We start from the raw sequence: 22,967 nt of genomic DNA on the forward strand, positions 1-22,967 counted from the left end.
CTATACTAAAAATGCAAGTTAATTGTGAATGATTTCACAAATGAATGTGAAAAAAATCACAAATTATATATAGGAGATGTCATCATTATGAGTACTTGGACACAAATTTATGACCCATTACACAACATTTGGCTATCAGCAATTGTAGCCGCAATACCAATTTTATTTTTCGTATTATGCTTAACAGTCTTTAAAATGAAAGGATACATATCTGGATTTTATAGTGTTATTTTAGCTATCATTCTTTCCATTTTCGTCTATAAAATGCCAGCAACTATGGCTGTATCCTCCGCTGCATTTGGTGTAGCAGCTGGATTTTATCCAATTTGTACAATTGTTATCGCAGCAATTTTCCTTTACAAACTAACTGTAAAAACTGAACAATTTAACGTGATTCGCGATAGTATTTCTAGCATTACAAGCGATCCCCGTCTTCAAGTATTATTAATTGCTTATTCTTTCGGTGCTTTCTTAGAAGGTGCAGCAGGTTTTGGTGTACCAGTTGCTATTACAGCAGCATTACTTGTAGGTATGGGATTTGATCCATTAAAAGCAGCAGGTATCTGTTTAGTTGCTAACATTGCTGGCGGTGCGATGGGTGCAATGGGTATTCCAGTTACAGTACCCGCTCAATTAACACAACTTGACGCATTAACTGTTGGGCGTCATGCAGTTGGAATTTTACCATTTATTAGTTTCGTGTTACCATTCTTACTTGTTGCAATCGTTGATGGTTTCAAAGGAATTAAAGAAACTTGGCAAGGTATTGTTGTAAGCGGCGGTTCTTTCGCTATTACTCAGTTCGTTGTAACATATTTCCTTGGTGCAGAACTTACTGATATTTTCGCAGCTGTAGTCAGCATGATCTCATTAGCATTATTCTTACGTGTATGGCAGCCAAAATCTTCAACAAAAGCAAAAGTAAATAAACAAGAAAAACATAGTTATACAATCAAGCAAATTTTATACGCTTGGTCACCATTCGTATTCTTAACTGCATTTGTAACAATTTTCAACTTAAAAGCAGTAAAAGCCTTATTCATTCCAAATGGTGCATTAAGTAACTTAGTATGGAATCTTCAAGTACCTGGCCTGCACAATCACGTGATTAAAACAGCGCCAATCGTTAAAGCAAATACACCATTTCCAGCAATCTTTAAGTTAGATGTATTCTCATCAACAACTACTGCAATTGTACTTGCAATTATCGTATCATTACTTGTATTCCGTGTTAGCGGTAAGTTAGTAAAAGAATTAACCATTGAAACATTAAAAGAGTTAAAAACACCAATTTATACAATCTGTAGTGTAATTGCATTAGCATATGTAACAAACTATTCTGGTATGTCTTCAACTCTTGGATTAGCTTTATCATCTACTGGAGATGTATTCCCTATCCTTTCGCCAATCTTAGGTTGGATCGGCGTATTCTTAACTGGTTCTGTAGTATCAAGCGGCTCTCTATTTGCGCCTCTTCAAGCAGTTACGGCTGCTCAATTAGATATCGTTCCTTCTACTCTCGTTGCTTTAAACGTAGTAGGCGGTACAATCGCAAAAATGGTATCACCACAATCAATTGCGGTTGCTTGCGCAGCAGTTGGAATCGTTGGTAAAGAATCAGAGCTATTTAAAATGACAATGAAATATAGCTTAATCTTCTTATTAATTATTAGCTTACTTCAACTTAACGCAGTGTTTAATATTTTCTAAATATAAAAGGCTGATGACTCGTTCATCAGCCTTTTTCTTCCGTTTCCATTTTTTTAATCTCTACTCGCTTAATTTGATGCATATCTTTTTCAAGAATTGTAAATGTCCATTCTCCAACAACAGTCATATCCCCCTCTGCCATTGGTTGTCCTTGCATCATTAACCATCCCCCAATTGTGTCTACATCTTGTTCATTCAAATGTAAACCGAACAAATCATTAATTTCACTGACTAACACTTTTCCGTCAACGATTTTGCAATCGTCACTAATATGTTGAATCGGTGGGTGTTCATCCTCATCATATTCATCGCGAATTTCTCCCACAATCTCTTCTAAAATATCTTCAAGCGTAACGAGTCCTGCTGTTCCACCGTATTCATCATATAAAATGGCTAGTGGAATTCGTTTTTTTTGCATACTTAACAGCAAATCATGTATAAAAATGTTTTCCATCACTTCAATAACGGGCCTTGTATATGCCATAATTGATTTTGCTTCTTGTTTTTCTCCATCCATATAGCGGATAAAGAAATCTTTCACATTCACCATTCCAAGTACTTCATCTTTATCTTCTCCGAACACTGGATATCTTGTATATTTTTCTTGGCGAATTATTTCAATATGTGTTTCAAATAAATCTTCCGTATATAATCCAACAATTTCTGTCCGCGGCACCATAATCTCTTTCGCAAGACGATTGTCAAATTCAAAAATGTTATTTACATATTTAAACTCTGCTTGATTAATTTCTCCGCTTTCATAACTCTCTGACAAAATGAGGCGGAGCTCTTCCTCTGAATGCGCTACTTCATGTTCAGAAGCAGGTTTTAGCCCAAATAAACTTGCCACAAAACGAGCTGCATGATTTAATGCCCAAATAAATGGATACATAATGCGATAAAAATAAATCAGTGGCTTTGAAAACATTAGACTGACTTGCTCTGCTTTTTGGATTGCAAATGTTTTTGGTGCCAATTCTCCAACTACAACATGTAAAAACGTAATAACTGCAAATGCAATAATAAAAGATACGGTGTTTGCAATTGGAGGAGAGAGATGAAGTGTAATCAATACAGGCTCTAATACATGCTTTACAGTTGGCTCACCTAACCACCCCAGTCCTAGTGCTGTAATGGTGATCCCGAACTGGCATGCTGACAAATACTCATCTAAATTAGAAGTTACTTTTTTCGCCGCTACTGCTCCTCGTTTTTTTTCTCCTACAAGTTGATCAATGCGGCTACTGCGTACTTTCACAATCGCAAATTCAATCGCAACAAAAAAACCTGTTAATGCAATTAAAGCTGCCACTAGTATTAAATTCCCTATTTCCAAGTATCTCCCTTAGCTGCAGGCAGCTAAAGTTACACCTCCCGCAAAGATAAGTTTAACTCTTTTTAATTTCCCTCATTTCCTCACAAGAAAACCTGTATAAATTTCACAAATTTTTATCTCTCATATAATTCAAGGGGCAAACCATCTGGATCTTGAAAAAATACAAAACGTTTTCCAGTTATCTCATCAATTCGAACGCTTTCAGTTTGTATACCATACTGTTGTAGATGAGATACAGCTTCTTCTATAGATAAAACTGAAAATGCTAAATGCCTCAAGCCAGCTGCTTCAGGAAAGTTTGTACGCTTCGGAGGGTTCGGAAATGAAAATAATTCAATTTGATATGTATTCCCAACACACAAATCGAGCTTATATGACTCCCTTTCTTCTCGATATACTTCACGTAAAATTTGAAACCCAAGTACTTCTGTATAGAATTTTTTTGATACTTCATAATTCGAACAAATAATTGCAACGTGGTGAACATGAGTAATATTCATCTTATCTTATCTTTTCCTTTCTTGTATATTCTCCTTTGAAATGAAAAACTTATATATATCCACTTTAATCTTTTAACATCTAAGTTGCTGTTATGTAAAACAAAAAGTGATATGCTACCCATTGTCTGTGGTAGAAAAAGGCCCTGACCGCTTCGAGCATGGCCAGACGCTCTCGCCTACCTGAAAAAGGTGGTTTTTATGTTAATTTTTCAAGTTGTATTTATATATAAAACTGCAGATAAGGAGCATCATTATGAAATTTTTCACATTTGGTCTCGGACTCATTGTTATATTTTTTCTTGCTTTTATAGCAAGTAATAATCGAAAGCATATTAAGTTCAAACCAATCATTCTTATGCTTATAATACAATTAATTTTAACGTTCCTACTATTAAATACACAGGTTGGTCTGATTCTCATTACAGCAATTTCAAATATATTTAATGAGCTATTAAAGTATGCCGCTGCAGGTGTAAACTTTGTATTCGGTGGCTTATTAAACAAAGGCGAAATGTCCTTCTTTTTAAGTGTTTTACTGCCAATTGTATTTATCTCTGTCTTAATTGGTATTTTACAGCACCTAAAAATTTTACCATTTATTATTCGCTGGATTGGTTTTTTCCTTAGTAAAATAAATGGCCTTGGTAAATTAGAATCTTATAATGCCGTTGCCTCTGCTATTGTCGGTCAATCCGAAGTTTTTATTACTGTGAAAAAACAACTCGGCCAAATTCCAAAGCATCGTCTATACACACTATGCGCTTCAGCAATGTCTACGGTATCTATGTCCATCGTTGGCGCTTATATGACAATGATTGAGCCAAAGTATGTTGTTACTGCTCTCGTCTTAAATTTATTTAGTGGGTTTATTATTGTATTAATTATTAATCCATACGACGTAAAAGATGAAGAAGATATTTTAGATATTAAAGAAGAAAAGCAAACCTTCTTTGAAATGCTAGGAGAGTACATTTTAGATGGGTTTCGCGTCGCACTCGTCGTTGGTGCAATGTTAATTGGTTTCGTTGCCCTTATAAGTGCCATTAATGGCTTATTTGCGATTGTTTTTGGTATTACATTTCAACAGTTGCTCGGATATGTCTTTTCTCCAATCGCTTTTATTATTGGTGTACCTGCTCCGGAAATTATCCAAGCCGGTAGCATTATGGCAACAAAATTGATTACAAATGAATTTGTAGCTATGATGGATTTAAGTAAACTTGCAAGTACACTCTCTCCTCGCACTATCGGGATTATTTCCATCTTCCTAGTGTCTTTTGCAAATTTCTCTTCTATTGGAATTATTTCAGGCGCAGTAAAAGGTTTACATGAAGAACAAGGAAATGTCGTTGCCAGATTCGGTTTAAAACTCCTATACGGAGCAACCTTAGTCAGCATTCTATCTGCGACTATTGTTAGTATTATGATATAAAGTGAAACTTCCATCAGTGGAGAGTTTTTTCATCTCCCACTGATGGGAAAGCCCTCACCTATCTTCTTTAGAAAATCGGAAGCAACTCGTCCAATCCTGAGGTGGGGAACTTACTGCCCACGAATAGCGAGATAAACTTGGAAAAATTTCAATCTTTTTTTTTGTTTATTTTTTATATACAATTATTCTTAAACAGATTCCTTATTATCATAAAGGCATCTGTTTTTTGTACAAATAACAAAAATTTCAAAACATCTTTATAATACGATATGTTTCATATATTTCATTTTTATGTCAATTAAAATTTTATAGTGAAAACTCATTATATTTATGTAAAATAGAAAGTGTGCGTTTTTTTAAATTGTAAGAAAATATTTGAATTGATTGTTTAAAGGAGAAAAAATTAATGAAACCTGATTTCGGAACGATAAATAGAGCATCACAAAAACGCTCTAAGAAAAAGCGTGTATTATGGTTTGTTCTCATTCCTTTATTCCTTTTGATTATTGGAGGAGGCAGCTATTGCTTCCATATATATAATAAAGCACAGGCGGTTGCTAATGGTGCTTACTCAGAATTAGGACGCGGCGATAAATCGGACAAACGCGAAAAAGCAGTAAAACCAATGACTGATAATATTTCGGTCTTAATCATGGGTGTCGATGAAAGTGATACACGAGCAAAAGAATATGGAACTGCAACTCGTACAGATGCATTGTTACTTGCAACGATTAATAAAAACGATAAATCTGTGAAACTATTAAGCATTCCTCGTGATTCTCGTGTATATATTCCATCAGAGAAAAAAGAAGACAAAATTACACACGCACACGTATTTGGTGGCGTGGATAGCACAATTAATACAGTAGAACGCTTTTTAAATGTTCCTGTTGATTATTACGTAAAATTTAATTTTAAATCATTTATAAAAATTGTTGATTCTCTTGGCGGTATTGATGTAGACGTACCCGTTGCATTTACTGAACAAGACAGTAAAGACCAACCAGGTGCTATTCACCTTGAAAAAGGTCGTCAACACTTAAATGGCGAACAAGCACTTGCATTAGCAAGAACGCGTCATATTGATAGCGACTATATGCGCGGTCAACGTCAACAACTTGTTTTAGAAGCAGTTGCTAAAAAAGCACTATCTGTAAATTCAATCAGCAAACTTGGCGAATTACTTGATTCAGTCGATCATGATTTAAAAACAAACTTAACTTTCGACGATATGATGGCAATTACGAAAAACTCAATGGATTCCAGCTTAAAGATTGATAAATTACAAGTAAAAGGCGACGACAAATATATCGATGGTGTATACTATTACGTCCCTAACGAAAAGAATGTTCAAGATGTTTCTAAGGAACTACAAAACCATCTTGGTGTTACAGGTAAATTAGATCATAAGAAACTATAAGAAAAACAGCTGTTGTAATAATACAACAGCTGTTTTTCTTTTTTCTTTCAATAATAAAGTGAAACTTCCGTCAGTGGAGAGTTTTTTCATCTTTCATTTATGGAAAGCCCTCACCTATCTTCTTTAGAAAAGCGGAAGCAACTCGTCCAATCCTGAGGTGGGGGACTTACTGCCCATGAATAGCGGGACAAAGTGAAACTTCTGCACAAACATTCTAATTAAAGGAAATTATATTACAAAAGTGTAACGTTTTTTATCAAAATATTACACACGTAATAAAATTAATAGTATACTAATGTATAAGATTTACTGTTTTATCATTTATACGTTCGAAATCATAATTATACTTAAAATTTTCTTTTCGGAGGGAAATGAATGAAATTACGCAATTTAATTATTGGCTCTGCAATTGCTGGTGGAATCATTCTTTGTGCTGGTGGTGTTAGCGCTTATCAATATGTGTCCAAATTAAATCATCAGTTAGATACATACGTTTTACCTCACACAACATTTGAAGGAGTTTCCATAGACGGAAAAACGAAAGCGGATGTTCAAAAAATCATTCAACAAAAGGTTGATGAGTTAAATAAAAGATCTATAAACTATACCTTCCAGGATGACAAACAGACATATACTTGGCAGGAGTTAGGTATTGAATATAACGGTGCGAATGTTACAGATAAAATTTTCAAAGAACAAAAGGGCAATATTTCTAATCGTTATAACATGCGAAAACAAGCTGAAACGGGGGAAATAAAGCGTGACTATAAGTTAGAACCTTCTATAAACACAGCAAAATATGATACGTTTATTAAGGAAAAATATAACGATTCCTTAGTAGAGCCTGTTAATGCCGACTTATCTATCTCTGGAACAACCATTAATATTAGCGAAAGTAAAGATGGTGAAAAAGTTGATAAAGAGAAATTAAAGACCCTCACAACAGAAGCCATCACGACAAATAAACAAGATATTCAAGTTCCCATTACAGCTGTGAAACCAGAACGCTCAACAGAAGATATAAAAAACATGGGGATTCAAGAAGTAATCGCTGAATACTCTACTCCTCTAGCTGGACGAAACTCAAGTCAAACATTTAATGTGCAACGCGCTGTTAATACATTAACAGGAGTATTTGTTGCACCCGATGAGACATTTAGTTTTAACGGTCGCGTTGGTATAACAGATGCTGCACATGGTTATAAGTCGGCAGCGGTTTATATAAACGGAAAAGTAGAACAAAGTGCTGGCGGCGGTGTTTGCCAAGTAAGCAGCACATTATATGGTGCCGTATTACGAGCTGATTTAGGAGTTGTAGCGCGAAGTAATCATTCTTTACCGGTCCATTACTTACCTCTTGGTCAAGATGCAGCAGTTGCTGATTACGGCCCTGATTTGCAATTTAAAAATAATACGGGGAAATATATTTATATTCAAGCACTCACGAGCGGCAGTAGTGTAACTACCCGTATTTTCGGTACAAATACAGGGAAAGATGTAGAGGTTTCTTCAAAAGTAATCAGTGAAACGGATAAAAGCATTGTGGCTGTAACATATAAAAAAGTAACCCAAAATGGGCAAGTGCTCTCGAACGGTCAAATTTCAAAAAGCACATACAAAAAGGCGTCCTGATTCACGCCTTTTTGTTTTGTAATATAGAAACAAAATTACCGATATGTGCTTTTGCTTCTTCTATTGTCCATACACGATTTCCATATTGTTCAACTTCTTGCTGTACTTTCTCCCAATCTTCTCTTTGCTCTATTTGAGCAAATTCTTGTAATAATTTCCCCTGCGTTTCTTGTTCTTCCTGTTCTTTAAATTGTTGCATAAGATGAGCTATTTCTTCTTCATATATACCTAATGTACAATACGCTCTAAGAAAATATTGAAATGTTGAATACATAAATTCCCCGCCTTTCTTATTTCTCAGAAGGATAAGAAGTAACAATCTTAAAACCTAGTTGACTCCCTTTATCTCTTTGCAACACAGTCACTGTATTACGAAGGCCATCCTTTATACGCATATCCTTTTTTAATGCTGTTTTTCCAACTGCAAAATCATGCTTCGTATTTAATACAAGACGGTTTTCCTTCGATTCTTTCAACCATTTATTAATTTCTTTTTCATGCTGCTTTAACGTATCTTTTACCGCCTTTGTTGCTGTTTCTTTATCATAATATGTACTTGCAGCAGATACATTATCTGTACGTAATCGTTCTTTCAACTGCTCATCGGTTTTCCCAACGTGACGTTCTAGCGTATGACCATTTTTCGGTGGTCCTTCCATTTCATCTAAAATTTTGTCACTAACATTTATAGCTGATGAAACCTGATTATCTTTCGGTTTCGTTTGACTTGAACATCCACTTACTACAAGTATCATCATAAGCATGATGCTTATCATAACATTCCATAACTTTTTCATCGTATCACCTCTTTCATGATTATTGTATTATCTTTAGAAAAAGTCAATTCTATCGTATATATTCTGTTATCCCCTAGCCATTCTTTCTATAAAAATGTGACTTTTTCTTCAAATAAATCTATAATCTTACAAAATTTTATTGTCTTCATATGAAAAGTGTGATGTAATGCTAAAAAAAGCAAAGGAAAACTAATTGATATGGCAGAAACAATTCATTCTTTTCTTATAGATCATCAGACGATGGCAATTCCACTTAGCATCTTATTCAATATTTTTATTAGCCTAGCAGCTTTTATTCCTAGTGTGTTTTTGACGGCAATTAACATTTCATTATTTGGGATAACAACAGGAACACTCATCTCCATTGCTGGGGAAGCATTAGGAGCGATTATCTCCTTCTATTTATATCGGCTTGGTTTTCAAAAAGCTGCTCAAAAAAATATAGATAATCATCCAAAAGTACAGCAACTTCTTTATGTACAAAGAAAAGAGGCATTCTTTCTCGTTTTATCGTTTCGCCTCATTCCCTTTATTCCATCTGGCATCGTAACACTATTTGCAGCCCTTGGAACGATGTCCATTTTAACTTTTAGCATCGCTAGTACTCTTGGAAAAATACCAGCGTTACTTATTGAAGTATATTCTACCTATCAAGTAATGAACGGAACAAATGAAGCAAAGTGGATTATTACAATTGCCGGCTCTGCTGGTTTGTTTTATTTGTGGAAAACATGGAAGAAAAAATGAAAAAAGGAGCATCATGCTCCTTTTTCATTATATAAAGGGGAGTGCAACCTATTTCACACCAACTGCATCATATGACTGCTTCACAGCTGCCACTTCTGCTGAATTTGCACCGTATAAATCTGCAGCTGCTTGTACTAAACCAGCACGCGCTTGACTAAATGTTGTAGATTCAGTGAAATATTGTGTATTTGCACGATAGTAGATTGCACCTACTTTATCTTTGCCAATACCATTTACCGTTACACCATAATGTGTACCACCATTTGCCAATAAGTAAGCAGCTTTATTAATAATACTACTGTTTGTATGAACGCCGCCGTTATCGTCCGTTCCTGTATAGCGTTTAGAATAATGATCTGGGTCACCATATTTTGTTGGATCACTCATAGAGCGAAGCGCATCCCCAGCTGTACCAGGTGTATAAATATCTTCACCAATTTCCCAATCTGGGTTACGGTTATCAGCGTATTCTATTAATGTTCCAAAAATATCAGAGATTGCTTCATTTAATGCACCAGACTCATCTTGATAAACAAGGTTTGAACTATATTCTGTAACGGCATGTGTTAATTCATGCCCAACAACATCTAACCCACCAGATAATGGAACAAATGTATATCCATCTCCATCTCCATACACCATTTGTGAACCATTCCAGAAAGCGTTATTATAACCGCTCTTATAATGAACTGTTGATTTTAACTGTGCACCAGCATCGTTATAAGAGTTGCGATTAAACGTGTTTTTGTAATAGTCATATGTTACACCTGCATAATAATGTGCATCCACTGCCGCTGCATCACGGCTAGCATTAAAGATATTATCCACATCTGCCCATAATGTTCCTGGAAGAGTAGTGCGATTTTTCCCATCATAAGTGTAAATTGCCGCACCGCGTGTATTATCTTGTAAATAATAGCTAGATCCAGATAATGTTGTATTAATAGATTTTGTATCTCCTAATACTCCTTTACCTGTTCCCACCTTATTTGTTCCTGTTACAAGTTTAATCGGTGTCTTATTCGTAGCATTAGCACTATGAATTGTATTGTATTTATTCAGTACTTTACCACTATCAGCTTCAACGAAATAATAATAGTTTCCTGGCTCTGGATCTAAGAAATTTAGTTTCACAACATATGCATATGTTGTTTCCTCGCCATTTTGATATACAAATAAGTCCGCTGACGGCTCTGCTTCATATTTTGGATTCAACCCTAAATCTTTTTGTGCAGCTGCAATTGCTTGTTTTCCGTCAATTTTATTTTTATTTTTTAGCTTCTCTTTTTTATCTAAATCAGGTGCAACAGTTCCTGATACAACTTTTAATACACCATCTTTCCCAATATGAGCTACTTGAGTAGAACCCCACACTGGTACACCATCATAGATTTGCTGTAAGCGTAAAACTGTTGTTTCTCCTACAGGATCTTTTACCACTTGTTGCACTTTAAAAGACTCTTCTGCACTTTTTTCGCCTAGTTTATAATCTTTTTTCGCAGCGTTTAAATAATCAAATACAACAGATTCTGCTTTCTTCCCAGACGCACCTGTTAAATCACCTGATACAAACTCTGGAGACTGTACAGCCTCATTGTATTTCTTTGTAGAAAGTACGTTCTTTGAATCTGCAAAGGCAGAGCTTGTCCCCCCGAACGTTGTCACTGCCATTCCCGCTGCTAACACAAACGCTAAACTCTTTTTTTTCATAATCTCTTCCCCCTAACATTTTTTTAAAGAAAGTAGATTTATAGTAGCATTAAGTTTCCACTATTAAAATACTGAAAATTAAAATAATTTATTTCTCAAGATTTTATGAATTTTGGATAACAATTATTTTGAACCCCCTTTTTCAGCAGTACAGAGGGCTTATCTATCATTCCATACTATTTAAATACTCACATTTACTTAATTCTAATATGATAAAAGAGCAGTAATCTTAATATTTAAATATTTTATTTCTCAAGTTTTGTAGAATTTTGACGAACAATTTAAAAACAAGAATAAAAAAACTGACTCAAAAAGCCGTTTTGTCACGGCATTTCGAGTCAGCCTCATTCCCAATGGTTACCTTATACATTTACTGCTTCAACTGTGTCAGTGCCTTGTCCAAAAACATCTGGTACATGACCATATTGTGGACTAGCTATAACAACTAATGCCGCCGCCGTTAAAATTATACCCATTACCATTTTTTTCATCCTTATCCCTCCAGTATCGTTTCGAGAACCTCAATTGCTAACTTATAATAATGATTGCTTTCTTTAAATTGCGAAAAATTCTCGAAATATTCAGCTAGCTCTATATATACTTTCTTCAATTCTTTTTTACTTCCTGCATTTTTAAAAAAAGGTACTGCTTCTGTTTCTAAGAATACCTTATATACACTTGGTTCTGTAAAATACTTATAACGAAGCATAAGGAGTAAGTACAACTTCGTATTACACCTTTCGTCTTTCTTAGCAGAAATGATTCCCTTCTCAATCCACTCTTTTGCTTCTTCTAATTGTTCAAGATGGATACATTGAAGGGCCATCTCATACAACGTATCGACATAGTTCACATCTTCTTGCATTTGATATTGTAAACTTTTTGTATAGTATTTTTTGGCTTCTTCATACTTTTTCTGTTTATAATGTATAGTGCCAATATTACTTAATACCATTGCCATTAATACATCTTTTTCAGAAAAAGCTTCTACTTCACGTAGTATACTCTCATAAATTTTTAACGCTTCATCATACTGTCCTTTTTCAATATAGCTCAATCCAACGATAATTTGACAATTAATCACATTTCGAAATTTATATTCATTTCGAAATCCTTCCATGGCAATATTAGCAAAATGAAGTGCCATATGTGGAATTTCCAAATGAGTATATGCAACCGCTAAATTATAATAAATTCCCGTTTCATAATAATCTTGTTCTTTTGCCATTAACTCTGTCTGAACTAAAAACTGTAGCCCCTCTTGCCATTTATGCTGAAGGCAATAGCATAAAGCCTGGCTATACTTATATAACAATTGCTGGAATGGAGATAACTTTTTATAAACTTTTTTTAGTTTTTCCAACTCCTCTTTCAGGGCTGGTACATTTCTCTTCATAATTAAATATCGTGCATATAATAATTTATAATAATTCACAATTTCAAAATCTACAATTTGTTGCATTTCTGCTTCTAGTTCTGTATATAACTCTTCAACTTTATATTTATCTAAGTGAACTAGTGCCTGTAACCACTCCTCTAACTTTTCTTTCACCTCAGCTTCAATGTCTCTTAAATCCGAAACTGCAATTTCTAATCTCGTACATAATAACTGCAATATTTCTTCTGATGCTTCAATTTTTCCATTTTCAATTTTACTTAAATATGAGACGGAACAAATGCCTTGACAGAGTTCTTCTTGTGTCATTTTTTGTTGGAGTCGTTTGTAAAAAATTTGCTTACCCATTTTTTCCAGATTGTGTTGCATAGTCCCCTCCTCCATTCTAACTTATACCCTAGTACTTTAATAATACATAAAATTCACAAAAATATAAATTGATAAATAAAAGATTTGGAAGGATTTTTCATAACATTTATGATATGGGTAATTTTTAGCAATAAACTTCAAAAAAGAGGTATACTATAAGCAAAATATGGAGGTGTTCACGTTATGGTACATTATAAAGACGATAGCTACGCCTTACACACAGACTTATATCAAATTAATATGGCTTATACATATTGGAAAGATAATATTCATAACCGCCGCGCAGTATTCGATTTATACTTTCGCAAGCTGCCTTTTGAAAATGGTTATGCGATTTTCGCAGGACTAGAGAAGATTATAGAGTATGTAGAGAACTTTCAGTTTACAGAAAGTGATCTTGCTTATCTAAAAGAACTTCAATTTGAAGAAGATTTTTTACACTACTTACAAAATATGAAGTTTACTGGTTCTATTCGCAGTATGCAGGAAGGTGAAGTTGTCTTTCATAACGAACCCCTTTTGCGTATAGAAGCACCACTTGGAGAAGCGCAAATTATTGAAACCGCACTTTTAAATATTGTGAACTACCAAACGTTAATTGCCACAAAAGCTGCCCGGATGAAGCATGCAGCTGGTGATGATGAACTTCTTGAGTTTGGAACACGCCGTGCTCATGAGTTTGATGCAGCGCTTTGGGGAACACGAGCAGCATTCATCGGCGGCTTTTCTTCAACGAGTAATGTTCGAGCAGGAAAACGCTTTGGTATTCCTGTTGCTGGTACGCACGCTCATTCATTTGTCCAAGCGTATCGCGATGAATATGTAGCATTCAAAAAATATGCAGAAACACATGAAAAATGCGTTTTTCTCGTTGATACTTATGACACATTAAAATCTGGTGTACCAAATGCGATTCGCGTCGCAAAAGAATTTGGTGACCGTATTAACTTTTATGGTATTCGCCTTGATAGCGGAGATATGGCGTACTTATCGAAAGAAGCGCGTAAAATGTTAGATGCCGCCGGATTTACCAGTACAAAAATTATTGCTTCAAGCGACTTAGATGAATATACGATTTTACATTTAAAATCGCAAGGAGCAAAAATTGATGTATGGGGTGTTGGAACAAAGCTGATCACGTCGTTTGAACAACCAGCATTAGGAGCTGTTTATAAATTAGTTTGTATCGAAGATGAAAATGGTGTATTAAGCGACACCATTAAGATTTCGTCCAATCCTGAAAAAATTACAACACCAGGATTAAAACGTATCTATCGTATTATCAATCGTATCAATCAACATGCAGAAGGCGATTATATTGCGTTAGAAACAGAAGAACCGCAGCAAGAAGAACGTTTAAAAATGTTTCATCCTGTTCATACGTATATTAGTAAATTTGTCACGAACTTTGAAGCAAAAGAGCTGCATCATGATATATTTGTGAACGGGCAGCTCACATACGAATTACCGGACATCCTTCATATTCAGCGCCACACGCAGAACAGCTTATCATTCTTATGGGAAGAGTATAAACGAACCCTGAACCCAGAAGAATATCCAGTCGATTTAAGCCAAACGTGCTGGGATCATAAAATGAATTATATTCAAACAGTGCGAGAACAAATTGCAAATTCAATCAAAAAATAAGGAGAGAAGCTTCTCGCTTCTCTCCTTTTACAAATCTTTTACTCGCAATACACGCATCGCATTTAACACAGCTAGTAAAGTTACCCCAACATCTGAGAAGACTGCTTCCCACATTGTCGCAATGCCGAATGCCCCAAATAAAAGAACAACTCCTTTTATCCCTAAGGCGAAAATGATGTTTTGCCATACGATACTACGCGTACGTTTTGCAATTTGAATAGCCGCTGCTATTTTCGAAGGTTCATCTGTCATAATGACAATGTCAGCTGCTTCAATTGCTGCATCTGATCCTAAACCACCCATTGCAATCCCAACATCTGCTCTTGCTAATACAGGTGTATCGTTAATACCGTCTCCAACGAACGCAATTTTTTCTTTCGGATGTTTTGTCGCATCAATTTTTTCAATCTCTTCTACTTTTTGCTGCGGCAATAATTCTGCATGGACTTCATCAATACCAAGTTGTTTCCCAACTGCTTCTCCGACTGATTTTGCATCACCAGTTAACATGACGGTTCTTTTTACACCAAGTTGTTTTAATAATTGAATTGCTTGCTGAGCATCTTCTTTAATTTCATCAGAAATGACAATATATCCAGCATACATACCATCTATAGCTACGTGCACAAGTGTTCCCACAGTTTTCGGTTGCTGGAATGGAATATTTTCTTTTCTCATTAACTTTGCGTTTCCTGCAAAAATTTCTTTTCCGTTTACTTTCACAACTGTACCATGACCAGAAATTTCATTATACTCTTCAATCATCTGTTCATTGACTACTTTTCCATATGCAGCTCGAATGGACTGTGCGATTGGATGATTCGAATATACTTCTGCAAATGCTGCATACTGTAACAATTCTTCTTTCGTCACAAATTCGCTTGGCTGCATATCTGTTACTTTAAAGACACCTTTTGTTAACGTACCTGTTTTATCAAATACGATATGTTTTACATCATTTAATGCTTCTAAATAGTTACTGCCCTTTATTAAAATTCCGTTCTTAGATGCTGCGCCAATACCGCCGAAGAACCCCAGTGGAATCGAAACAACCAATGCACAAGGACAAGAAATAACAAGAAAGACGAGCGCTCTATAAATCCAATCCGAGAACGTTGCTCCCTCTATAATAAGCGGTGGAACAAAAGCTAGTACTGCAGCTGTAACGACGACAGCTGGTGTATAATAACGAGCAAATTTCGTAATAAAGTTTTCTGTCGGTGCTTTACGACTACTTGCGTTTTGCACTAAATCTAAAATTTTTGAAACAGTAGATTCACCGTACTCTTTCGTCACCTCAATTGTTAATACACCATTTTGATTCACAAAACCACTTAATACATCACTGCCGACCTCTACTTCACGAGGTACAGATTCTCCTGTTAATGCCGATGTATCTACCATTGATGTTCCTTCGATTACGTTACCGTCTAATGGTACTTTTTCACCTGGTTTGACGATAATGAAATCACCAATGTGCACATCTTCCGGCGATACTTGTTTCGTTTCATTTCCTAGCTTTAAGTTTGCATAATCAGGTCGAATATCCATTAACGAACTAATCGACTTACGCGAACGATTCACCGCAATACTTTGGAACAGTTCACCTACTTGGTAAAAGAGCATAACCGCGACAGCTTCTGAATAGTTTTGAGTCCCGAAAGCACCAAGTGTTGCAATTGCCATTAAAAAGTTTTCGTCAAACACTTGCCCGCGTACAATATTCTTTGCAGCACGTAAAACTATATCGCCGCCTATAATCATATAAGCAATCACGAAAAGTGGAATTGTGATGATTTGCGGTAATGAAGCTAGTGCAGCAATAGCAGTTAAAATCGCTCCGATCGATAACCGCCAAATCATTTTTTTCGTATTCGCTTCTCCGTGATCATGACTATGATCATGTTCTGTATTCTCTTTCTCACGTACTACGTTTACTTCTGGTTCTAATTTCTGTATGACTTCTTTTATGTTCGCAACAGTTGTCTCTAATTCTTGTTTATTTGCCACTTCTATTTTTAATTTTTTAGAAACAAAATCAACAGATGCGGATGTAATTGCAGGCATTTCGTTTATTTTTGTTTCAATTTTCATCGCGCAGTTTGCACAATCCAAGCCTTCTAATATAAACGTTTCTTTTGTTGCTTTTGTTTTTTGTTCTTCTCTCACATGAACATGTGGTTCTAATTTATTTACAAGTTGCGTTGCTTCTTTGACAACATGTTCTTCGTTTTGTTTCGATGTTTCTACTGTCATCGTTTTCGTTACGAAGTTCACAGAACAAGATGATACATCCTCTAATTCCCCTACACCTTTTTCGATTTTCATCGCACAGTTTGCGCAATCTAATCCATCTAACACAAGTTTCCGTTTTACCAATGCGTCCCCCATGTTTCTCCCTCCTTGTGTTTTATCTATTTTTCTTCATTTACGTGCTCAAATGCTTGCTCAAAAATATGAATAACATGATGGTCTGCAAGTGAATAATACACTACTTTTCCCTCTTTACGATTTTTAACAAGCTTCGCTTGCTTTAATACGCGTAATTGATGGGAAATAGACGACTGCGTCATTCCGAGTAAATATGCTAAATCACATACGCACATTTCTGCTTCAAATAAGGCGTGTAAAATACGTGTGCGCGTACGGTCTCCTAATACTTTAAATAATTCTGCTACTTGACTTAAGCTATCATCCTGTGGAATTGTTTGTTGTACTTTTTCAATAACTTCTTGATGAATGACATTTTGTAAACACGTTTCTTCATTTGTTTCTACTTTCTGTTCCGTCACAATAGCTCACCTCTTCACTTGAACATATGAATAATTGTTCATATGTGTTATATTTTTATTATATGAGTGATTGTTCATATGTGTCAATAATTTCCGCGCTTTATTTTTTAACATTGTATATAGAAATGGAGAAAAACGTTATGAAAAATAAACAAAACAAAAAAATTTATAAAGTTTGGTCGACATTTTATGATTTGTTCATGCAAAATCGTTTCTTTATTAAGGCAAGGAAACGAGCCTTTTCTCTTGTACCTTTTACAAAAAATCAACAAGTATTATTAGTTGGCATCGGTACAGGGCAAGATATCCCACTTCTTCCGAACAATACCCTCATCACTGGAATCGACCTCTCAGATCATATGTTAGCGCAAGCGAAACGGAAATATCCTTATCCTCACGTTGTATATCAACAAATGAATGCTGAAGAGCTTACATTTCCAGACAATTCATTTGACCTTGTTATTTTAAACCTCATTTTAAGTGTTGTTGAACATCCTCATATTGCACTTTCAGAAGCATTACGCGTTATAAAAGACGGAGGAAACATCATTATCTTAGATAAATTTCTTTCTGAAGAAAAACAACTCTCTCCATTTAGAAAATTAATGAACCTATTTACTGAGAGACTTGGAACGAATATTAATCGTAAGTTGAGTGATATTATAGGAACATTACCGCTTACCATTCAATATGAAGAACCAGCTATTTTTCACGGTAATTATCGCATTGTGCTTTTAAAAAATGAAAAAAAGAACCGCTGAACGGTTCTTTCTTCATTTTTTAGACTTAACTGCATCGACAATTAATGAAACAAAACCAAGTTGTCCATCTTGATTGCGATGATCAAAACGTTTAGAGCGGTAAATAAAGCCGTCTTTCTCATTCCAGTCATTATAATGAAATTCTCCGTTTTCATCACAGTACTCCAGTAACTTCACTTCAAAGCCAGCTTCTTCAAACATTGAAGTCATCGTTTTATAGTTATGGACAATTTTGTGGCTCGCTGCTGGATGATCTAATGGGCCTGGTCCGCCGACTTGTACGCCTGCTTGATAATCTTTATCTGGGAAAAATGCATCTGGTACCCCGCAGCGAAGATAACCACCCGGCTGTAAAAATTCATAACAAATTTTTGCAGCTTCTCTTCCTTCTTCATATGTTAAATGCTCCCACACATGCTCTGCTAAGATTGCTTCTATAGAGTTTGGAGCAAATTGTTTCGTCCAATCTTCCCTTTTCAGTAAATTTAGTTCATTTTCTTGTGTATGTAACCACCCTGGATTATTGTTATATCCTTCCGCACCAACTACAACTTTTACTCCTTCTTTTGCCACCTTTATTATCCCCCTTTTCCATTTTTTCGACATAAATACTTCTATGAGATTTCCTAAAACTCCTTCAAAAACATAAAAAAGCCTTATGCGCTCCCCAACGCATAAGGCTATATCCCTTTAATTTGCTTGTTTTAAATGATCTTGCGAACTTTTATCTTGTTGCAGGTGGCTATGTTTCTTAGAGTATACGAAGTATACGATAATTCCTAGTACAAGCCAAGCACCGAAGTATAACCATGTTGTAAGCGGTAGGTTGACCATTAAGAACAGACAACATGCGATTGAAATAATTGGCAATACAGGCACAAGCGGTACCATAAAGCCACGTTGTAATTTCGGATGTGTTTTACGAAGGATCAGTACAGAAACACCTACCATCGCAAATGTTAATAACGCTCCAATATTCGCTAAATTTGACAATTCTTTTAAATCGACAAATCCGGCAATTAAAGCACTTCCGATACCTGTTAACCAAGTTGAAAATACCGGAGCTTCTGTTTTTTCGTTAATTTTCGCAAATGACTTTGGAAGTAAACCATCACGGCTCATCGCAAAGAATACACGTGTTGTCGCGTAAATATAAGCGAAAATTACGGCCATAATACCAATCACTGCACCAATTGCAATCACACCTGCTACTTTATCTTGTCCAACAACTTCTAATACGTAAGACATCGCTTCTGGTACATTTAATTCTTTGTATGACACCATTCCTGTCATAACAAGACAAACTGCAATATAAATAACTGTACAAATAGCAAGCGATGCAATAATACCAATTGGTAAATCACGTTGTGGATTTTTTACTTCTTCAGCTGAAGTTGCTAATGCATCAAATCCTAAGAAAGCAAAGAATACTGCAGCTCCCCCAGCAAAAATTCCACTTAAACCATACGGTGCAAATGGTGTCCAGTTTACTGGTTTTACATAGAACACACCAACTGCAATAAACAATACAACAATACTAATTTTAATTAATACCATTGCATTATTTACACGTTTACTTTCTTTCGTACCGCGAGATAGTAACCATGTTAACACTAGCGTAATGCCTACTGCTGGAAGGTTCACAATTCCGCCTTGAGATGGAATCGTTAACAATTGTTTCGGAATTTCTATTCCTAATCCACTTACTAAGTTATTAAAGTAACCCGTCCAACCACCGGCTACCGCTGCCGTTGTTAAAACGTAAACTGACAATAATGTCCATCCCATTAAATGCGCAACAAATTCTCCAATCGTTGCATATGCATACGTGTATACACTTCCTGATACAGGAAGTGCTGTTGCAACTTCTGCATAACATAATGCTGCAAAGCCACAAACAATCGCAGCAATCATAAACGAGAAAATAACAGCTGGACCAGCATCTCTTGCTGCTACTAATCCAGTTAATACAAGTACTCCTGTACCGATAATCGCTCCAATTCCTAGCATCGTTAAGTCAAATGCCCCTAATGTTTTTGTCAAAGTTTTACTTTGACTTTGGCTTAACAATTGTGTCACGGATTTCTTTTTAAATAAGTTGGCCACGACTCTTGCCCCCTTTTCTAGTTAAAAAGAGCTAAGAGGCACTTCTCTTAGCTCTCATCTTGTTGTATGAAAATATTGTTCGATATTTAGATTAGCAAGATACTGCTTCTGCTTCTAATAATTCTTTTGCTGCTTTATATTCTACACCGTGTGCTTCTGCAACTGCTTCGAATGTTACATAGCCTTCTAATGCGTTAATACCTTTTAATAATGCAGAGTTTTCTAAGCAAGCTTTTTTATAGCCTTTGTTTGCAATTTGTACTGCATATGGTACTGTAACATTTGTTAATGCAAGTGTAGATGTACGTGGAACCGCACCAGGCATGTTTGCAACTGCATAGTGAACTACGCCGTGTTTTTCATAAGTTGGGTTGTCATGTGTTGTAATACGGTCAGTTGTTTCGAAAATACCACCTTGGTCGATCGCGATATCAACTACAACGGAACCTGGCTCCATAGACTTGATCATTTCTTCTGTTACAAGTTTCGGTGCTTTTGCTCCTGGAATTAATACTGCACCGATTACAAGATCAGACTCTTTTACAGCTTGTGCAATATTGTAAGGATTAGACATTAAAGTTGTCACTTGATTACCGAAAATATCATCTAATTGACGAAGACGATCTGCACTTAAGTCGATAACCGTTACGTCAGCACCTAAACCAACTGCAATTTTAGCAGCATTTGTACCAGCTTGTCCACCACCGATAATTGTTACTTTACCGCGTTTTACGCCTGGAACACCTGCTAATAAAATACCTTTTCCACCTTTATTTTTCTCAAGGAATTGTGCACCAAGTTGTGCTGCCATACGACCAGCAACTTCACTCATAGGTGCTAACAATGGTAAAGAACGATTTTCTAATTGAACTGTTTCGTAAGCGATTGCTGCTACTTTATTTTCAATTAATGCTTTTGTTAATTCTGGTTCTGGAGCTAAGTGTAAATAAGTAAATAGAACTAAACCTTCACGGAAATATTTATATTCGCTTGCAATTGGCTCTTTAACTTTCATTACCATTTCCATAGCCCAAGCTTCTTCAGCTGTTTCTACGATTTTTGCTCCTGCTTCTACATATTGCTCATCAGGAAAACCTGATCCTAATCCTGCACCCTTTTGAATGAATACTTCGTGATTGTTACGAATTAAATGTACAACACCAGCCGGTGTCATAGCTACACGGTTTTCGTTGTTTTTAATTTCTGCTGGTACCCCAATACGCATAATAAAATGCCCCCTTATAATTAACAGAAAAAAGTAATTCTTTTTTCTTTTTGTAATAGTGAATAACTTATGAACTTATTCTAGCATAACTTCCCATTCATGAAAACGCTATCATATAAAAAAATAAAAGTTTTTATATTTAAAATAGTGTAAATAATAAAAACTATTTTTATTCTGATATATGTATTCTTATTCTATTTTTTCATGCTACATTTATTATTTTTAGAAATTTTTTTAGTGAATAAATATTATACAAAATGCCACCCATACTCTTTATAAACTATCAATTAATAACTTATAAAACATTAACAACTTGTTGTATATGTATTTCTCAATATAACTTATGCGGTTCCCATTTCATTTTTCGACATATTAATCCTCCAATCGTTTTTTCACCTATACGTATGAAATAACAAAGGCCTATCCCCGTTTGGAATAAGCCTGGTAAAATTGCATATTATATATCTACTTGGATTTTTTAACATCTAAGTTGCTGTTATGTAAAGCAAAAGTGATATGCTACTTGTTTGTTCACTTTGTTTTCACATTGCCTGTGGCAGGAAAGGGCCCTAACCGTTTCTATACATGGCCAGATGCTCTCGCTCGCCTGAAAAAAAAGAGGGTTTTTATGTTGATTTTTTATTTGTACTTATATGTTATCCACCACAGTTGTATTAAAGAATTGTAGCAATATCCTTCATACTGTCTAAAATATAATCCGCTTCCTCTAAACCTTCATGTCATATTTTCTTCTTACTTGTAACGTTGTGATGAATTGGATTCATAAACCATCAAATATTGCAATAGTTCCTTATAATCACTCCAGCTATTCACATCATAAAAAAGGGCCGGTTCTTCATACGATATCGTTATCCCCTTTATAAATGACTTTTGAAAAATAGCGCGTGCTCCTTGATCGCCTTCTAATGTTTGCAAGAATGGGAATGTTTTCTTCGCAAACAAAACAGGCGGTCTGACAATGCCGCGATGTTTTGCGGCTACATAATAGACCGTTTTATGTCGTTTGTAACAATCTATTAATTCATTAATTACCTCTGTTTTAATAAAGGGTTGATCAGCAAGTAAAACAACAATCCCATCCGCTTTCATATGCATTGCTTTCTGAACACCGCAGCGCAGTGAATGCGATTGTCCTTGAATAGAATCAACACAAGGATGAATATGTACATTCTTTTGTTGTAATGATTGCAGGGCCCAGCTCGCATCATTTGTGACAATAATCATACCTGCGAGGTTGGAAGACAGGGCTGCTTTGAGGGCTGCATTACCAAGTGGTTCATTATGGAAAGGAAGAGAAAGTTTATGGATTCCCGGTCCCATTCGTTTACTATTTCCAGCCGCCAAGTATACACCAATAATTTTCATC

The 22,967-nt window shown here is 35.5% G+C and carries 20 protein-coding genes; 7 read left to right on the forward strand and 13 right to left on the reverse strand.

Annotated features, from left to right (window positions below; genetic code table 11):
- Nucleotides 1-87: 87 nt before the first annotated feature.
- Nucleotides 88-1,710 (forward strand): lactate permease LctP family transporter, encoded by a 1,623-nt coding sequence (locus PLX19_RS20590; RefSeq protein ID WP_272190690.1) that lies wholly within the window; start codon nucleotides 88-90, stop codon nucleotides 1,708-1,710.
- A 25-nt stretch (nucleotides 1,711-1,735) separates the two neighbouring features.
- On the opposite strand, the gene PLX19_RS20595 is transcribed toward PLX19_RS20590, so the two are convergent.
- Both PLX19_RS20595 and gloA2 read right to left on the reverse strand, forming a co-directional pair.
- Nucleotides 1,736-3,046 (reverse strand): hemolysin family protein, encoded by a 1,311-nt coding sequence (locus PLX19_RS20595; RefSeq protein ID WP_272190691.1) that lies wholly within the window; start codon nucleotides 3,044-3,046, stop codon nucleotides 1,736-1,738.
- Nucleotides 3,047-3,159: 113 nt separating this feature from the next.
- Nucleotides 3,160-3,546, reverse strand: coding sequence for an SMU1112c/YaeR family gloxylase I-like metalloprotein (gene gloA2, locus PLX19_RS20600; RefSeq protein ID WP_272190692.1), 387 nt, complete (start codon nucleotides 3,544-3,546; stop codon nucleotides 3,160-3,162).
- 253 nt (nucleotides 3,547-3,799) lie between these two features.
- On the opposite strand from gloA2, the gene PLX19_RS20605 reads away from it, so the two are divergent.
- The 3 genes from PLX19_RS20605 (at nucleotide 3,800) to PLX19_RS20615 (ending at nucleotide 8,030) form a co-directional block, all read left to right on the forward strand.
- The gene (locus PLX19_RS20605; RefSeq protein WP_272190693.1) at nucleotides 3,800-4,978 is read left to right on the forward strand and encodes a NupC/NupG family nucleoside CNT transporter; all 1,179 of its coding nucleotides are present in this window, start codon (nucleotides 3,800-3,802) and stop codon (nucleotides 4,976-4,978) included.
- A gap of 406 nt (nucleotides 4,979-5,384) precedes the next feature.
- Entirely contained in the window at nucleotides 5,385-6,398 is a 1,014-nt protein-coding gene (locus tag PLX19_RS20610; protein WP_272190694.1) for an LCP family glycopolymer transferase, read from the forward strand.
- 375 nt (nucleotides 6,399-6,773) lie between these two features.
- The gene (locus tag PLX19_RS20615; RefSeq protein WP_272190695.1) at nucleotides 6,774-8,030 is read left to right on the forward strand and encodes a VanW family protein; all 1,257 of its coding nucleotides are present in this window, start codon (nucleotides 6,774-6,776) and stop codon (nucleotides 8,028-8,030) included.
- 1 nt (nucleotide 8,031) lies between these two features.
- Here the strand turns inward: PLX19_RS20615 and PLX19_RS20620 are convergent, their stop codons facing one another.
- A complete protein-coding gene (locus tag PLX19_RS20620) occupies nucleotides 8,032-8,304 on the reverse strand; it encodes a hypothetical protein (RefSeq protein WP_272190696.1) in 273 nt (90 codons plus the stop codon).
- A 16-nt stretch (nucleotides 8,305-8,320) separates the two neighbouring features.
- Nucleotides 8,321-8,827: an RNase A-like domain-containing lipoprotein gene (locus tag PLX19_RS20625; RefSeq protein ID WP_272190697.1), complete on the reverse strand. Its 507-nt coding sequence runs from the start codon at nucleotides 8,825-8,827 to the stop codon at nucleotides 8,321-8,323.
- A gap of 198 nt (nucleotides 8,828-9,025) precedes the next feature.
- On the opposite strand from PLX19_RS20625, the gene PLX19_RS20630 reads away from it, so the two are divergent.
- Complete coding sequence (locus tag PLX19_RS20630; RefSeq protein WP_272190698.1) at nucleotides 9,026-9,574, forward strand: TVP38/TMEM64 family protein; 549 nt, start codon at nucleotides 9,026-9,028, stop codon at nucleotides 9,572-9,574.
- A gap of 48 nt (nucleotides 9,575-9,622) precedes the next feature.
- Here the strand turns inward: PLX19_RS20630 and PLX19_RS20635 are convergent, their stop codons facing one another.
- The 3 genes from PLX19_RS20635 to PLX19_RS20645 form a co-directional block, all read right to left on the reverse strand.
- On the reverse strand, nucleotides 9,623-11,284 hold the full coding sequence (locus PLX19_RS20635) for a M4 family metallopeptidase (protein ID WP_272190699.1): 1,662 nt from the start codon (nucleotides 11,282-11,284) through the stop codon (nucleotides 9,623-9,625).
- Between the two features lie 362 nt (nucleotides 11,285-11,646).
- Nucleotides 11,647-11,766, reverse strand: coding sequence for an NprX family peptide pheromone (locus tag PLX19_RS20640; RefSeq protein ID WP_272190700.1), 120 nt, complete (start codon nucleotides 11,764-11,766; stop codon nucleotides 11,647-11,649).
- Between the two features lie 11 nt (nucleotides 11,767-11,777).
- Nucleotides 11,778-13,049 carry a helix-turn-helix transcriptional regulator gene (locus tag PLX19_RS20645; protein WP_272190701.1) on the reverse strand — a complete coding sequence of 424 codons (1,272 nt, stop codon included), beginning with the start codon at nucleotides 13,047-13,049 and terminating at the stop codon, nucleotides 11,778-11,780.
- A gap of 183 nt (nucleotides 13,050-13,232) precedes the next feature.
- Here PLX19_RS20645 and PLX19_RS20650 point away from each other — a divergent pair, with 183 nt between their 5' ends.
- Complete coding sequence (locus PLX19_RS20650) at nucleotides 13,233-14,696, forward strand: nicotinate phosphoribosyltransferase (protein ID WP_272190702.1); 1,464 nt, start codon at nucleotides 13,233-13,235, stop codon at nucleotides 14,694-14,696.
- A 27-nt stretch (nucleotides 14,697-14,723) separates the two neighbouring features.
- Here the strand turns inward: PLX19_RS20650 and PLX19_RS20655 are convergent, their stop codons facing one another.
- The gene (locus PLX19_RS20655) at nucleotides 14,724-17,087 is read right to left on the reverse strand and encodes a heavy metal translocating P-type ATPase (RefSeq protein ID WP_272190703.1); all 2,364 of its coding nucleotides are present in this window, start codon (nucleotides 17,085-17,087) and stop codon (nucleotides 14,724-14,726) included.
- Nucleotides 17,088-17,110: 23 nt separating this feature from the next.
- Nucleotides 17,111-17,488 carry an ArsR/SmtB family transcription factor gene (locus PLX19_RS20660; protein WP_035434518.1) on the reverse strand — a complete coding sequence of 126 codons (378 nt, stop codon included), beginning with the start codon at nucleotides 17,486-17,488 and terminating at the stop codon, nucleotides 17,111-17,113.
- Nucleotides 17,489-17,628: 140 nt separating this feature from the next.
- Between PLX19_RS20660 and PLX19_RS20665 the strand changes: the two genes are divergently transcribed.
- The gene (locus tag PLX19_RS20665; RefSeq protein WP_272190704.1) at nucleotides 17,629-18,249 is read left to right on the forward strand and encodes a class I SAM-dependent methyltransferase; all 621 of its coding nucleotides are present in this window, start codon (nucleotides 17,629-17,631) and stop codon (nucleotides 18,247-18,249) included.
- A 12-nt stretch (nucleotides 18,250-18,261) separates the two neighbouring features.
- Here the strand turns inward: PLX19_RS20665 and PLX19_RS20670 are convergent, their stop codons facing one another.
- The 4 genes from PLX19_RS20670 to PLX19_RS20685 form a co-directional block, all read right to left on the reverse strand.
- The gene (locus PLX19_RS20670; RefSeq protein ID WP_442869075.1) at nucleotides 18,262-18,822 is read right to left on the reverse strand and encodes a class I SAM-dependent methyltransferase; all 561 of its coding nucleotides are present in this window, start codon (nucleotides 18,820-18,822) and stop codon (nucleotides 18,262-18,264) included.
- 117 nt (nucleotides 18,823-18,939) lie between these two features.
- The gene (locus PLX19_RS20675) at nucleotides 18,940-20,355 is read right to left on the reverse strand and encodes an amino acid permease (protein ID WP_272190706.1); all 1,416 of its coding nucleotides are present in this window, start codon (nucleotides 20,353-20,355) and stop codon (nucleotides 18,940-18,942) included.
- Nucleotides 20,356-20,446: 91 nt separating this feature from the next.
- The gene (ald, locus tag PLX19_RS20680) at nucleotides 20,447-21,580 is read right to left on the reverse strand and encodes an alanine dehydrogenase (protein ID WP_272190707.1); all 1,134 of its coding nucleotides are present in this window, start codon (nucleotides 21,578-21,580) and stop codon (nucleotides 20,447-20,449) included.
- A 753-nt stretch (nucleotides 21,581-22,333) separates the two neighbouring features.
- Entirely contained in the window at nucleotides 22,334-22,966 is a 633-nt protein-coding gene (locus PLX19_RS20685; protein WP_272190708.1) for a nucleotidyltransferase family protein, read from the reverse strand.
- Nucleotide 22,967 lies beyond the last annotated feature (1 nt).

This window comes from Bacillus sp. BP-3 (assembly GCF_028401955.1).
In the GTDB taxonomy this organism is placed as follows: Bacteria; Bacillota; Bacilli; order Bacillales; family Bacillaceae_G; genus Bacillus_A.